This window comes from Tamlana sedimenti, from assembly GCF_038148895.1.
Classification (GTDB): domain Bacteria; phylum Bacteroidota; class Bacteroidia; order Flavobacteriales; family Flavobacteriaceae; genus Tamlana.
In genome coordinates this window covers 289,911-306,043 of the sequence record NZ_JBBVGQ010000002.1, presented here as the reverse complement: position 1 = coordinate 306,043, position 16,133 = coordinate 289,911, and the positions used below count along the sequence as shown (strand labels likewise).

Below are 16,133 nucleotides of genomic sequence, written 5' to 3'. Positions count from 1 at the left end.
TTTAGTAAGGCATCCAAACGGTCATTTCGCCATTGCCTCTATTTCCCCATGTATAATAAGGCACCAATTGAATGTCTATTTGTTCTTTGATTTTGCTTATCGGTTTGTATAATGCTTTCTCCCAATTGGTTTCCTCAACAAATGCCTTTGCATTTATACCCATAACTTCTCTACCATTGAGGTCGAATTTTTTAGGAGATAATTCAGAATTCACATCCAATGAAATATTATTGATGCTAACTTTTACAGGAACGTCGACAGTTTCTAAACAATATACAATAGGCCCACGTTTTACGGCCACTTGATTTTTGGTTTCTTCAACCAAAGGATTGGCCTGCATTAATTGCACGGGCATTGGGATGTTCAATTCAATAACATCCCCTTTTTTCCATTTTCTTTTTAATTTTGAATAGCTTCCAGAAATTATGCTTTCGTTGGAAGAATTGCCATTTATCTTAATTTCTGAACCTTCACTCCACCCTGGAATCCTTAGAAATATTGAAAATTCCTTTTTTGGTGCTTTCATAATTTTTAACTGAATTTTCCCATCCCATGGATAATTGGTTTGTTGTTCCATTTCAATGTTTTCGCCTTTTGAAGTTTCAGTTTTCAAATGATTACTTCCATATAGATTAACATACAACCCTTCTTCCGAAATATTGTAAGCATAATTGTTTACCTGAGCCAACGTTCTAGTCACATTAGGCGCACAGCAATTGGACCAGGCAATATATCCTTCACGCTCATGCCCCCAACGTTGTTTGAAGGGTAAATCGTCCGAAACATTTAAAGGATTGTTGTAGCAAAACTCAGTGCCTTGCAAACTCACTCCGGACAGAACACTATTATAGAAAGCTAATTCCATGACATCGGTATATTTAGCATCTCCTGTAAGCTGCAACATGCGCCAGTTCCAAAGCACATTACCAATATTGGCACAAGTTTCTGTATGGGCAGTTGCGTTTGGCAATTGATATGGACGCCCATAGGCTTGATGTATTTTTTGAACATAAGACGGGTCGTAAACCGTTCCATCAGGAGAAACACCATCATACAAAGCACCGCAACCGCCAGTTATGTACATTTTACGGTAAACAACATCTTCCCAAATGGACTCTAGATTTTCCATGAGTTTTTCTTCACCGGTTTCAGCATACAAATCGGCAACACCTGCATATAAATAATTGGCCCTTACGGCATGCCCCATGGCTGTAGTTTGTTTCCTAAATGGAATTCTGTCTTGATTGTCGTCGGTACCATCATTAGTGGTTCCCCTAATATCAATTAAGTTATTGGCGAGTTCCAAATAACGCGGGTCATTTATAGTGCGGTACATTTCAACAATGCCCATATAATGAGACGGACAAATAGCATTTCTAGCCAGTTCTGGTGATGCCTTTTTATAAAAATCATACAAAAATTCAGCAACACCTTTGGCCACTTCCAGAAAATTGATTTTTCCGGTAGCACGATAATGAACACAGGCCGACGTCATTAAATGCCCCATATTATATTTTTCGAAACCTAATTGTTTTTTGAGTTCGTCTGGGCCCAACGTCCCCCAACGTTCTTCAATTAAAACAGGTGTATTTATATAGCCATCTGCTCGCTGTACTTTCGCGAACATGTCAATGGCTTCGTCCATTTGTTTATCCAATTCGGAATCTTTTGTAACGGCATAGGTTGATGCCATACCTTCCATAATTTTGTAAAAATCACCATCATGAAACGAAGGACCTGCGTGTTTGCCCTTTTCCAAACCTGCGGCTATCTTAAAATTGGCATAGGCGTGACTCACGCTATCGTTATGATAAAGTTCCCACATATACGGTAAAGTATTTTGGGATTCAACATCAAATTGCTCTTTCCAAAAACCACCTGTCCAAATAACATCTTGCAAATCCAAACTTTTTAGTTTGGCATGCGGACTCTCTAAATTCGCAGTTAACCCTTTATTTTGTGCAAACGAAATGGCATTGAATATTACAATTGCTGTTATTAAAATCTTTCTTTTCATCTGTTTTAATTTACTAATACATTAATCAATCGCATCATACTATCACCTTCGGCGTCTTTAACATTAATATTGAACGAAGCCAAACCCTTTTTGGATGGTTGAAATTCGAAATTACCCTCATTTATTTTTACCTCTCCATTATTTACTTCCGAAAAACTATATATAGGTTTATTTTCATAACCTTTGAAATATTGTGAAATATCAAAATTTAAAGTTTCATCGGAAGACATAAAGTAATGTGGTTGAGCCATCCAATTTAGGTAATCTTCCAGTTGGGTGAACCCATCTTTATCATCGTCTTTGTTTGAATCTAAAAAATCACCTTTTGGAGAATTAATATTGGTACCGTGTATTTCTTCCCACCAATTGGGCAAGCCATCACGGTCGGTATCCCAATCATCTGGTCTTGTTTCACTTGGATATATAGGAAAGCCCCCAGCGTCCAATTCCGTATCAACCATACCTGGCAAACCACTTTTGCTTCCCTTTTTAGACCAGGTTCCTTTTAGTGTTTCGTCAATAATCCGTTTATCGTGTTCGTCTAATTTGGGTTGGTTCGCACCAACATCAGACAACACATTTTTATAAGCGCCAACAGCCGATTGCATTTCAACAAACGATTCAAAAAATGGATTTTCAACAAAAGTTTCGTAATCAACTATTTCATTGTTTTTTATCTTTGAACGTCTACCTCTTTCTTGGGTTTCGACATCAAAATAACCAGGCATCACATTGCCTTCAAAAAAGTAACGTTGGCTTCCTTTACCCACTCCTTCGTGGTCAGCGGTCAGTGCTACGAAAATATCGGTTGACGCACCTGGTTTATAATAGTTATTAACAAAATTCACTTCGTGGGCACCTCCATCGGTAGTTCGATGTCCCCAGTTATAAACCACGTTATTTCTTATATCCAATCGTCCAGAATAATAACCATCACCATTCAAACCGCCTCCCATGCTCCAGTTACGCCCATAGTTATGTGCCAATAAATTATGATGAAAACTCCCAATATCACCCCCAATGGTTGCGGCATATCCATGCATTTTTCCTCCTTCGTATTTGTCATGACCTGCAACATTTAGTGCTTCGGAAATCAATGTGCGCTGTAAGGTTATATTATGCGCTCCACGCGAGCTGAACGACTCGTCAATCGTCCAACTAATGGAGCAATGGTCTATAATACTGTGGTTAGCACCCGTTAGCCCCATGCCGTCAAATGTTGTTCCTGAGCCAATTCTAACCTTCAGAAACCGAACAACACCATCGTCTCCAGTCAAACCTACTGGGGCTCTGGTAATTGTGATGCCATCGCCTGGCGCAGTCTGTCCCGCCACTGTAATATATGGTTGGCTGATGACCAATCGAGATTTTAATTCAATATTTCCTGAAACATTAAATACTACAGTTCTTGGACCTATGTCTTGAGTAACGGCATCGCGCAAGCTTCCTGGTCCATCGTCATTCAAATTGATAACTTCAACCACCTTTCCACCACGGCCTCCAATGGCAAATCGGCCATAACCTTCAGCTCCAGGAAAAGCCAACTGGGAAGGTTTAAATGACCATACATTGCCCTCGGTTATTTCACCTTCTGCATCCTCCGCATCCACACGCCAATAATAGGTGGTCATGCTATACAGGTCGTTCACCTCAAATGATTTTTGAGTCAATTTTCCTTTGTACTGAATAGAATTTTTATCAGCTTTTTTAACCGCTTGCTTATCTTCACCAAAATACAGATGATTTGTTTCTGTTCCTTCCGGGGCATCCCATTTTAATGTCAGTGGTCCTTTAACAACAACATGTTCATCGGCATTTTCTGGATACGGCGTATTGGCTTGCTTTTTGATGTCTGGTGTATCAATTTCAAATCCGTTGATGACTAATTGCTTGTAGAAAAACGTATTATGCCATTGCTCTTTTCCTAAATCCATTTTAAACTGAATAACCACATCTTTGTTCGCCTTAACATCAAATTTTAGATAAGCTGTAGCGGCTTTAGCTTTAGAAAATACTCTATTACTAGGATGAACTGTTTTTAAAAGTTCCCCATTAACGTAGATTTTATAATCTGGAAAATCATATCCTTCAATTTTATCAAAAGTATTGTGAAAGGTCAATAGTGTATGTATACCGGGTTTTAATCCGCTTATTTTGAATTCCAAACTATCAGTTACCACTAGCCCATCACTGATTAATTGACCGTAATGCGGTGCGCTCATGCCTACCTTAAACCATTTAGAATTTAATGTTCCGTTGAGTTTAACCGAAACACCACCAAAAGACTTTTCAGCTTTAATTCCCTCATTGATTACCCAAGATTGATATAACGGGTCATGAACTTCGGATAAACGTCTTCCTGAAAAATCAAAATCCACTTTTATCGTTTGTTTTTCGGCCTTATTTTCTTGGCATTGCACATTGGATATGGCAATAACCCCAATTAATATGTATATTAAAAAAGATTTTATCATTTTCATTTACTTCAATTTTACTTTTTCTTTTTTACTGAATTCCAACAAATTTATGATGTCTTTTTCCCGCTCTTCGGGTACAACACTTAAAATGGAAACACGCCCGTTCTCTAGTCTTGCTTCAACAGTTGTGTTTTGGGTAGCATGCAGTTTAAAATGAACATTCCAGTTTTTTGGCCATGCTGGAAACAAAAGTATTTTTCCATTAGCTTCCTGTAGCAACATTTCTTGCATACCAATCATGCCGGAGCCTCCCCAATTGTGGTCTGGAACCCAATCGAAACCAGGTCCCCAAAAGGCGGGAAAACGTCGGCCCGAATTTGCCATTTTTAGCAACGTGTACTTTGAAGCCTCTTCTGTTAACCCTAATCGGGCGGCCATAATATTGTCCTGTTTCCAACCAACGTGACTTCTAAATTTGAGTAAATCTTCATCCAAAAAATAGGTATTTTGAGCCACTTCCAAATTGGGTTTACCCAATCCATAAATTTCCCATGGAAATACTGGATACAGTTGAGCTGCCTCAGTATTGTTGATACGCTCCCATGATTTTGCGGGGGACAACACCTTTTGATGTTCTATTTCCCTGAAATTTAAAGGCGGAATGCGTTTTTGAAATTCCTTTAAATAAGCAACATCATCTTCTAACAAATCTTCTGAAGACACCTTCAACAATTTTTCCGAAATCACTTTTAGTGCTGAAATCGTACTATTGGCGTTGTATGCCATTTTATAGGTTTCAACAGCCGAACCAGGATATAGAATTAAATGACCATTGGCATCTAACATTTTTCTACCTCTCTTTTGCGCTAAATATTGGTAATGTTCATCAAAAAAACGAAGACAACTTAAAATGAACTCATTGTATTTTTTAACGTCTACATTGGCATATTTCTTCAATTCAAGCATCATTTTACAGAACTCAAAAACAGTGTCCCATTGATATTCCAACCAAGCGTTATATTGCATACCTGGGTCGTAATCTTCGGGACGTTTCCATTCATATTCCGCAGGGTTTGGCAAACCAAAATTCTCAAGTTGCTCCGTAAATGCAGAACCTTCATGGCCCCAATAAACCTTGCTTCTCAATTCTGCATTTTTTTGAAGTGTTAAATAATAATCCAATTGTGATGGCATCATATCAAAATCGCCACTTTTTAGCATGGGAAAATATACCAAACGTTGGTTTTGCTGCGTCATGGTACCACCGCCCCAGTTCCTAAAATCGGGCGTAAATGGATGGTCTTCTTTGGTGTAAACGGGGTCAACAGTAAACAATCCACCATTGAATTTTGTGGGGTATTCGCCATAGGCATTACAGCCTAAAATATACCGAAACAACTGGTAATTTTGCCCCATTTGGTATACCGAATCGTTTTGTGATTTTGAATAAATAAAACTTCTTTTCCAAAAGTCGTTCCACCAAGTTATTGTGCTTTTTTCGACCTTTTTTTCTTGGGATTTATAAGCAGATAGACTTTGATTTAAGCCATCCTTCCAATCATTAAAATCATCTGATTGATTGGTATAAAGGTGAACTTTCAGCTTATGTTTTTTTGAAGGTTTAACGCTTTCTAAACTGTACCCTCTAAAATCTGTATCCTGATAAACCCCTTGGTAAGTTCCAGCAGATTTCAGGTTATCACCAATCATAAAACCACCAAAAGTTAGGTGTTTTAAAGGATTCATCATCTCGTCTTTAACTGACTCCATTTGTTGCTGTTTAACGGCAACATCAAAAACAGTTTGCTCCCTATTTCTGTGATAAAATTTAACGCCATTATTTTCAAAATCGATGGAATCTTGATAGGTAATGATTTCACCTTGTGGCGCCCATTTGTAAGAATTGGCATTGTTAGCCCTACCCAAAACCGCTCTGTTTTTATATCGCCAACTTTCGTAGGATGCTTTTATTGTAATTGGTGAATCATTCTTTATATCTACATGAATTACTGGATAAAAAACATCAACCCATAGTTTAACCTCTGTTCTATTTTGGGCCACTTTGACGTAACCATCTTTTAGCACCAATTCTTGATGGAAACCTTCATTATCTTTAAACGGATTGGGAAAAAGTTCAATTTTTATTCGACCCAATTTTAATAAAGTATTATGCTCATCAAAAGTTCCACTTCGCGAAAAATAGAAATACAAAGCGCCTTTTTCAACCCAAACATTCATGCCTATGTCTCCGCCACCCAAGGGCATGGATTCTGAGGCATTTGTGCTTTGTGTTGTCCAAATTTGGTTGTAATTTTCAAGCACAGGTATTTGCGCCTTTACAGAAAGCGTTAAAATTATAAGAATATAACCAAATCTATGCTTCATAATAAATTTAGTCTTCGTACCAATTATCGGTTCTAAAAGAAGACATGGGCAAGCCACCAACACTAAAAATTTCAGCTTTTGTAAAGTCTTTAAACAAATATCTTACAGCTACAGGCTTTTCCACTCTGGGTGATGAAAGCATAACCGATTTGTTTCTCAGAACCGTAGTTGCTGGATAAAACACTTTATTTTCACCTGCAATTTCAAAACCTTTTACTTCTTTATTGTATGAAGTAATGCCATTTGGAACATTGTTAAACGATACAATTACCGTGCTTCCTTTAATTTCCATGGCATTAAATTCTGGACTTTCATATTCAAAACCTTCAATCCCATAGGTTTTTGCCAAAGCTAAATAAGCCAATCGCTGTCCGCCTGCTTGTTTGTTGGCTGGATGGATGTTATCTTTTTCACCAACATCCATAATTACTGCCATTCCAGAATTGGAAATTTCTTTGGAAGCCATTAATTGGGATTCCCGTAAATAGGCTGAATTATATTTTTCTTTCCAATCCTTCACATGGTAGCGCGAATAGTCAAAAGGGGCTATTTGAACAAAATAAAACGGAAATTCACCTTGATTCCAAAGCGTTCTCCAACTACCCACCATTTTTTTGAACAACTCTCTATACTGAAATGGCCTGTCTCGATTAGATTCACCCTGATACCAAATGGCACCTTTAATGCCATAACCAATCGCTGGAGAAAGCATTCCATTGAATAAGGTAGTTGCCTCACGGTTTGGCGCTTCAACAAAGTCTTCTTTCTTTTTACGGATAATAATACTTTCAAAATCTTTAAGCATTTCTGCGTTCATCCAAGCTTCAACATTCGATCCACCATAAGATACTTCTATCAAGCCAACAGGAACATTCAAAACCTTTTGAAGCAGCGACCCAAAATACCAAGCCGTAGCACTAAAATTGCCCGTGGTTTGTGGCGAAGCAATCTGCCAATGGCCTTCAAAATCATCATTAGGTTCTAAAACGGTAGAACGCGGCACACTTATAAATCGAATATTGTTGTTTCTTGAATCAACAATGGCTTCATTACCTCCATTTACAGGTTGCCCAGGAAAACCTTTTAATGGCATTTCCATGTTAGATTGTCCAGAACATAGCCAAACTTCACCTATTAAAACATTATTGATTGTTTTGGTTTCTGAACCCTGTTTTATAATTATTTTATAGGTTCCACCAGCTTTTGGCGTACTAATTTTTGTATGCCATGTTCCATTTTTATCAACCTTTACCTCATAAGATTTGGAATTCCATGATGTGGTAATTTGAAGCATTTCATTTTTTGTTCCCCAACCCCAAATAGGTGCTTCCATGTTCTGCTGAAGCAGCATATTATCTGTAAATAATGCGGGAAGTTTTATTTCTGCATATATGCTTAAAATACAGAAAAAACATATTAAGGTAGTTACTAATCTATTTTTCATTTTCTTTTATTATTTGTACAGCACCCAATAATCCGGACTTTACCATCATAGTATCATCCAATCTATAAGGAGCCGTTGTCCATGTTAAACGCTTGTCTTTTGGTAGTTTTTCATCGCCAATCAATCGGTTGGCCCACGTATTTGTCACTTTTACAACCAGGTTGTTTTCACCTTTTTTTATGGCTTCAGAAATGTTTGTTAGATACGGATACGTCCAAATGATTCCACAAGACGTTCCGTTTAATGTTACTTCAGCAATGTTATTGATGTCTTCAAATTGCAACCACAAATCATCTTTTGAATGACTATCCCAATTGAAGGCTTTGGAATAAGTTGCTGTTCCTGAATAGTATTTAATACTATCGTTTGTTGATGTACCCCAATCGAATAGCTCATTAATTTCGATTGGTTTTAAAGGCCCGTTGAAATGGTTATCAAACTGAAGCATCCAATTTTCATTTAAAGTTTCTAATGTTTCAAAACTTGACCAATTCGGTTTTCCCAGTGAAACCTTTTTATTTGAACCTTCCTTAAAAATGATGAAATAGGCTTCATTAGGCTGAAATTGTAACGGAATGATGGTTCGGCCGTTTTCAACTTTCCAATTTTCCAAAACTTTGGTTTCATTTGAAATAGGATGATATAATTCTGGTACTTTCCCAATCACTCTAAACGAAACATCTAACATTTGCGTTTCCTCTTTTTGATTTGACAAAAAATAGATGGACTCTTCCTCCATTTGGCGCTCTGTCCATGCCAAAGTACCAGCATCCTTTTTATTTACCAAAACATTTGGTTCAACACCCAATTCTGAAAAATCATTTCCTAAATAAGGAAGTTGAATCACTTTTCCTTTTCCTAATGGCCATAGTTTTTCTCCATTGCCCGACCAAAGTTCGTCAACAACCAATTGCCATTCTTGTTTATCTGTTTTAAATCCTGTAATAGCTTTAGGCTTTTCACCAACTAGAATGGTGGCTCCATCTTTTACTAACTGCAAGATTTTATTTGCTACAGCCAAAGACATCATGTTGGTAGGCATCATTTTTCGATGATCTGGAAAAACCAAAAATTTATATTCTAATGCATTTTTGAAAACGACATTACCGTTTTTTACTTCGGCATTCAGCAATACATCACTGTTAAAAGAATCATATTTATAGCCATTTAACGCATTTACCCAATGGGATAAATCGGTACTGTTTTTAGAATATTTTACCTCTTTGGGCATTCTTGCTATGGGTTGACCTATATTTTCCAAACGTATTTTTTCTGAAGCCACACGAGCCCCTCCAAAAACATTTGGTATAAAGGACACTAATCTATCTGGCAAAACAGAGCGCGAGGGAATGTCTTCACCTGTAAACACCGCAAAATCTATAACCGGTTTTCCTTTTTGCAATTGAAATTGTACATTTTTGCAATACTCGAAAAAGGCACTTCCCGGTTCCCACCACGTTTGATTACGCTGAAAAAAGGTGCCAATCGGGTCTAAAGTCATACCTGGTTTTCTATCCAACCAAGGATTGTGCACAAATACATGGTAAAAAAATCGATTTATGCCCAAAGCATAATTTCTATCGGCCATAGTTTTTAAAATTCCGGGGTGCTCGTCCCAATCCATTCTAAGTTGGGTAAAAGCCTCAGCTTGAATAATATCTCGACCGTAAATATGGCCGCCATTAATGGCATCTAACATATCGTTTGGCTTGTCGTGCGTTGGGCTTCTAAACCAAAATTCACCGCTCGGATAATCTACATATTTAAAATGCAGCAAACCATCACTAGTCATTGTTGGTGCAACATTTTCGGTACTGAACTTCACACCTGTTTTTATTGCTTCCTCTTTCAATGTTCCGAAAAAATTATCGGCAACTAATTCGGATATGGTTTTTCTAACATCATATAGAATCACCTCAGATTTTTCAATGTTATCCAATGGAATTCCCGCCATAAGAGGCAAGTAGGGCACAATGTCGTAACCCCGACGGTTTTTGAATTCCTCTCTAAACAGGGGCGACCAATTTTGGCTGCCACATTCCCAACTATCCATATGAAGAATCTCAACTACTTTCTCCGCCAATTCTTCGCCTGCAACACGACGCATTTCCCCATACCAATGGTTTAACTGAAAACGAATAGCATCTTTATTGAATTTATCTACTTCTAAACCTCGTCCGCCTCCAGCAGTGGCATTTTCATGCCCAGTTGATGTATGTCCAAAACGAATGATACGCCAATTGCCTTGGGGCGCTTCCCAATTTAGATTGCCCTTGGTATCTACAAATTGTGAAATATTCACTATTTGTTCCATATTAACGCAGTCTGAATTTGGAATCTGGTTCTTATTGTTTCGAGAACTGATACGCCAAACAGCACCAGACTTTCCTTGATAGTTATCAATTTTAGGTTCTTCAGAAAGAATGATTTTGGTGACTTTAAAAGGTGAATTCCACTTTGCCATATCAATATCTTCGGCACCAGGTTCGGAACCCTCCGGATTGTAAACAAATCGGAAATATTTGGCAGTTGCCGACAAACTATGCGTGTAAAAAGCATCAGTGTCTTGCCAACCCGAACGCGGTGTTTCCAATCTTCCAAGACTTTTAAAGTTAACACCATCATCACTAACTTCAACAAGCAAACGATGTGCTTGATAATTATTCCCCTTAGTTTCAATTTGAATGGATTTACAATGAAAAGGGTTTTTGAATTCATATTGAATATAGCCCGGTTCAGACATTCTTAACTGAGTTTCCACTTTTGAATTATCCGTTAAAAAATTGGCATATTCACCATCGGATGTCGTTACTTTTGGCTGAAGTTCTATAGAGGTTTTAAAAGGTTCTTTAACAGGAATAGCGAAGGTTGCAATGTCTTTATAATAGTCTTCGTAATGAATTGGAATTGGCAACTCTAGGTTTTTTAACTCAGAATGATTCACAATCGTATCTGCCCAGACCACTTTTTGCATGGACAGTTGTGGAGTTATCCATGGGCCACCTGCCACCGCGAAACCATCAGCTGGATGAAACGCTATCTTTAGCCCCAATCTATCAGCTTCAGTTAATGCCCAATGCACCAATTCCCAAAATTCTTTACTCAATTGAACTATGGGAGGATTTATCAAGGGCTCATCACCTGGTCCTTTTATGGTCATTAAATAGGCCCCTTGAATTCCTGCCTGTCTCATAGCCTCCAAATCAGCCGTAATTCCTTCTTTTGAATAGGCACTTTTTAACCAATACCAATATACCCAAGGTTTGGCGCTATCCTCAGTTGGCTCAAAATAAGCCATATCATTTTTTTGTACTTTCTTGCAAGATACTTCAAAAACAAGCAAAAAAAGAGCGATATGTAGCGCTTTAACCCGCATTAATATTGAAATTTATTGAGTGTTTTGTTTAAACCATTTTTGTTCAATTTGAATGGCACGAGGTAAAAACTATATTCATAATCCTTGGAAGGAATCTGATACTTTTCCATCGGTGCTCCAACTGGCGACCAACTATCGTTACCACCAATTCCCATTTGAATCAAATCGATATTTAAGGTTAAATATCCCGATTCTTTTAAATCGTAAGTATGTTTGGCTTCGTTGATATTGTCTTCAGTATACGGCCAAACGCTCATACTCAACGGTTGATTACCCACCACTAAAAGGCCTTCATTTTTATTCTCTGTAGTGCTGGCCAACCACCTTACTTCGATTCTGTTGCCATTTTCTTGAGGACGAACATAAGGCTCCATAAAATCTTGCAAAGGCAAACTGTAACGCCCTATCGGGAAACCAAAACTTCTATCGACATAATTTTCCTTTTCGCCTTTACCATACCATGAAATTTGTCTAAAATCATCCTTAATTCCCATTTGCATCCCCACTTTAGGAATGTTTGGTAAATCGGTTGAAACTTTTAACTCATAATCGACTTTTATGATGCCATCGGGTTTAATGTTATAGGTTATTTTTACATGGGCTCTATCTTTCATCATTTCGTACTTTGAAACAATAATCATATCATCTCCAGATTCTTCTGTTTTTACCGAAGTTAAACTCGGTTCATTAACGTACCACTGCTTTAACACTTTGTGGGGCTTCCAACCCTTAGCATCGTTATCAGTTAAAGGCCGAAAAAAGTTTGGCAATAACGGTGCAAATACTTGTTCCTCGCCTTCAAACACATATGAACTTAAAGCTCCATTTTCTTTATCTATTTTGATGTTGAAATCTGTTCCGTTGACTTCATAATGTTTGTCTGTTTCAGAAATTGATAAATCTTTGGATGCTTTTGAAGAATAATTAATCTTTTCTTTTGGTTTCAGTGAAAACTGGTCCATAGCAACCTCAAATCCTTTTTTTGCCCACAATTCATCTTTTGAAAGTCTGAAACTTATATTAAGGAAATACTCAGTATTCGCCTTTAACTTAGGAAGGTATCGTTTTACATTTAAAACGGTCATTTTTCCAGCTTCCAAATCAAACGGACTCAATATTTCTTCTTTTATGACAGAACCATTTTCCAAAATTTGAAGTACTGGAATATAATCTTTTAAGGACTTTGTGCTCTGACGATTTTTCATGGTCAGTTCATAAACATTTAAACTTGAAGTCACAGGTTGATACACCCATTTGTTTTCGTACATGGCAGCTTTTGGTCTCCCATCTGAGGCAACAACACCATTGATGCAGAAATTACCATCGTGCAATTTTTCACCAAAATCGCCGCCATAGGCATAAAATTCTTTTCCTGATTTTTCATCAACTTTCAATAAACCTTGGTCTTTAAAATCCCAAATGCACCCACCAATGATTCGTGGTAATGACCTAAATTCGTCCCAAAGTTCTTTTAAATTTCCAGTAGAATTCCCCATAGAATGTGAATACTCTACAAACAAAATAGGGCGTATATCTGCATTTTTGTCCACCAAAAATTTAGGCGTAAAAACACCTGGATAAAAACGGCTCACGATGTCCACATAAGGTTCATCTTGTGGATTTTCAAAACGATGAGCATGGTCGCCCGTTGAAGGGTATCTTGGGTCGCGTTCATCAATATAACCCTTTAAACGTGGATTTCCTTGTGCTGGTTCATAATGAATTGGTCTTGTGATATCAAAATCATGTGTCCAAGCTGCCATAGCTGTATGATTTGGCCCTTTACCCGCTTCATTACCTAAACTCCAAAAAATAATACTCGGGTGATTTTTGTCGCGCTCTACCATACGGCTCATACGCTCCACATAAGCAGGTGTCCATTGTGCATCGTTACTTAATTTTCCACCCAAACCATGCGTTTCCAAGTTAGCTTCATCCATCACCATAATTCCATATGTATCGCATAACTCATAAAAATAGGGGTCGTTAGGATAATGACTGGTTCGAATGGTATTAAAATTGAATCTCTTGATGGTTTTTACATCGTCCTCAATATCTTGACGCGTTAAAGCTTTTCCGCGGACAGAATGATGGTCGTGACGGTTTACACCATAAACATAAGTTTCTTTCCCATTGATAAGTAGTTTACCATTTTCTTTAGAGAATTCAATTGAACGGAAGCCTACTTTACAGGATTTAACTTCGGAAATGTTTCCGTTTTCATCCTTCAAGGTCATCACCAATGTGTATAGATTCGGTTCTTCAGAACTCCATTTTTTTGGATTTTCAATCTTCTTTTCAAAAAATCCAAAACGCACATTATCCAATCTAGGATAACTTTCATTTACAATCGCTTTTGCCAGAGTATCGATTGGTTTTTCAAAAAGAGGTTCATTTTTGTCGTTGTATAGTTGAAACTCAAAAGCAGCATTTCTAATGGTATCGCCCGTTAGGTTTTCCAGTTTTGGTCGAAGTTGAAAAATGGCATCTTCATAATTTTTATCCAATTTGGTTTGATAAAAGAAATCCTGGATGTGCAACTTCGGCTCTGCCATGATGAACACTTCACGCTGAATGCCACTCATGCGCCAATGGTCTTGGTCTTCCAAATAAGCACCATCGCTGTAGCGCATTACTTGCACAGATAAAACGTTTTCACCTTCCTTTAAATAGGGTGAAACATTAAATTCCGATGGCAAACAACTATCTTCAGCATAGCCCAAAAATTCACCATTCAACCATACTTGAAATGCCGAACTCACTGCACCAAAATGAAGCGTTACGACCATGTTCTTTTGCCACTCACTTGGTACTTTGAATTTTGTTTGATAAGAACCAATACCATTCGTATCCTTTGGAACAAATGGCGGGTTTATTGGTCGGAATGGATACACGGCACTTTTATAGATAGGAATATCATAGCCTTTTAATTCCCAATTGGAAGGCACTTCAATTTTATCCCAATTTTCAACTTCCTTTTTATAAAAATCTTTAGGTGCTGTATCAAGGTTTACCGAATATTTGAAGTCCCATTCGCCATTTAAAGACAAAAACCGACTCTTCTCACGGTTGCCTTCCAAAGCATCTCCAACAGTTTTATAGGAGTATGCCGTTGCTCTTGCTGGTTGCCTATTGATACTCGTAACCAAGGGGTCTTCCCATGGTGCAAAATGGTACTTCTTTGGTGTTTCTGGAATTCCGGCAGGTTCGCCTGTAACCGTTTGTGCATGCAGCAAACACGACAATCCTAATGCCAAGAATAATATGAGTTTATTTTTCTTCATCTTTTGGTGGGGCTACAAAGTGTAAATCGCTTTTTCCTATATCTTTTGACGTTGCCAGGGCAATACCGCGTTGCCCCGCTTTGTTTACGGCGCAATAATAATGGTAAACGATTCCGTTATGTTTTATAACAAAAGATTTGTGCGCAAACATGTCATCATATGGTTCTGATGATTCAATTAAATTGTCGCCTTCCCAGTCTTTCCAATGCGTCAAATCGTTAGAAACCGCAAAACGGTTAAAGGCACCTTGGTCCCAACCCGTCCAAAATGCACCGAAATAGAACATTACCCAAGTATCGTTAATTCGTTGAATGTAGGCATCTCCCGAAATTCCTCGATGATGATTGATTAACGGTTTATCGCCAAAACGTTCCCAATGTTTCATGTCATTGGAAACCGCCATAGCAATACGTTCAGCCCCTTTGGCAGGATTGATACTATCGCCACGAGCATTGTAATACATAATGAATTCATGCCCGGTTTCTTTATCAAAATCGCGAATAACCGAACTTTTGTACATGGTACTATTGTCCCACCATTTTACCGTGGAATCGTGAGGTGATAACACAGGCTTATCTAATCGTTTAAATTCATGTGGATAGGTTGGCAATTCATCTGTATAAGCCATTCCCATGGATAAAATACCTGCTTCATAGCCTGTGGTATTTCCTCCAAAATAGCTCATCCAATATTTGTTGTTATATGGTTCCCATGCATATGAACCACCCCAAGTCGGGTCTTGTAGAGCGATATATCCAGCTTTTTGGTTTACGTCCCATTCCGTCGTGTCTTTTGAAAAGGACATCACTTTTCCTAAGTGGTTCCAATTCAATAAATCATCACTTTCTGCTAACCATGTTTCGTAACCGCGACCTTCAAAAATTAAATAGGTCATGTACCATTTATCATCCTTTCTAAAGATACTCGGACAATCCATTTTATAGGAGTTATCTGTTGGTACCATCACCAATCCGTATTTGTAGGGCGTTTTAATTTCGTTATGAATCTCTTGCATTACAGCATCAGTGATTTCGCGTTTTATTGGTTTTTCTGGTTTCGAAACGCAAGCTACCATTGAAGCTAAAAAGCCGATTACTGCAACTATTTGAAATATATTTTTTGATTTCATTTTACCCTATATTTTTAAAAACACTTCGACTGCGCTCAGTGTGACACCGAAACAGATAATTGTTTTTGTCATTGCGAAAGA

7 protein-coding genes are annotated in these 16,133 nt (G+C 37.9%); all 7 read right to left on the bottom strand.

What is annotated here, in order from left to right; genetic code table 11:
- Window position 1: 1 nt before the first annotated feature.
- Window positions 2-2,017 carry an aceric acid hydrolase gene (locus tag WJN01_RS07385; protein WP_445196511.1) on the bottom strand — a complete coding sequence of 672 codons (2,016 nt, stop codon included), beginning with the start codon at window positions 2,015-2,017 and terminating at the stop codon, window positions 2-4.
- A 5-nt stretch (window positions 2,018-2,022) separates the two neighbouring features.
- Window positions 2,023-4,497 (bottom strand): pectate lyase family protein, encoded by a 2,475-nt coding sequence (locus WJN01_RS07380; protein ID WP_445196510.1) that lies wholly within the window; start codon window positions 4,495-4,497, stop codon window positions 2,023-2,025.
- Window positions 4,498-6,819, bottom strand: coding sequence for a DUF5703 domain-containing protein (locus WJN01_RS07375; RefSeq protein WP_445196509.1), 2,322 nt, complete (start codon window positions 6,817-6,819; stop codon window positions 4,498-4,500).
- Between the two features lie 7 nt (window positions 6,820-6,826).
- Window positions 6,827-8,263, bottom strand: coding sequence for a sialate O-acetylesterase (locus tag WJN01_RS07370; protein WP_445196508.1), 1,437 nt, complete (start codon window positions 8,261-8,263; stop codon window positions 6,827-6,829).
- Window positions 8,253-11,561, bottom strand: coding sequence for a glycosyl hydrolase (locus WJN01_RS07365; RefSeq protein ID WP_445196507.1), 3,309 nt, complete (start codon window positions 11,559-11,561; stop codon window positions 8,253-8,255). Before WJN01_RS07365 ends, WJN01_RS07370 begins: the two co-directional genes overlap by 11 nt.
- Before the next feature lie 77 nt (window positions 11,562-11,638).
- Window positions 11,639-14,923, bottom strand: a complete 3,285-nt coding sequence (locus WJN01_RS07360) for a glycoside hydrolase family 2 TIM barrel-domain containing protein (RefSeq protein ID WP_445196506.1) — start codon at window positions 14,921-14,923, stop codon at window positions 11,639-11,641.
- Entirely contained in the window at window positions 14,910-16,052 is a 1,143-nt protein-coding gene (locus WJN01_RS07355; RefSeq protein ID WP_445196505.1) for a glycoside hydrolase family protein, read from the bottom strand. The genes WJN01_RS07360 and WJN01_RS07355 overlap by 14 nt, the downstream gene beginning before the upstream one ends.
- Window positions 16,053-16,133 lie beyond the last annotated feature (81 nt).

What these genes read in the sequence shown, in the direction of transcription:
- WJN01_RS07385 (WP_445196511.1), bottom strand. Translation starts at nt 2,017, where the DNA reads ATGAAAAGAAAGATTTTAATAACAGCAATTGTAATATTCAATGCCATT.
- WJN01_RS07380 (WP_445196510.1), bottom strand. Translation starts at nt 4,497, where the DNA reads ATGAAAATGATAAAATCTTTTTTAATATACATATTAATTGGGGTTATT.
- WJN01_RS07375 (WP_445196509.1), bottom strand. Translation starts at nt 6,819, where the DNA reads ATGAAGCATAGATTTGGTTATATTCTTATAATTTTAACGCTTTCTGTA.
- WJN01_RS07370 (WP_445196508.1), bottom strand. Translation starts at nt 8,263, where the DNA reads ATGAAAAATAGATTAGTAACTACCTTAATATGTTTTTTCTGTATTTTA.
- WJN01_RS07365 (WP_445196507.1), bottom strand. Translation starts at nt 11,561, where the DNA reads ATGGCTTATTTTGAGCCAACTGAGGATAGCGCCAAACCTTGGGTATAT.
- WJN01_RS07360 (WP_445196506.1), bottom strand. Translation starts at nt 14,923, where the DNA reads ATGAAGAAAAATAAACTCATATTATTCTTGGCATTAGGATTGTCGTGT.
- WJN01_RS07355 (WP_445196505.1), bottom strand. Translation starts at nt 16,052, where the DNA reads ATGAAATCAAAAAATATATTTCAAATAGTTGCAGTAATCGGCTTTTTA.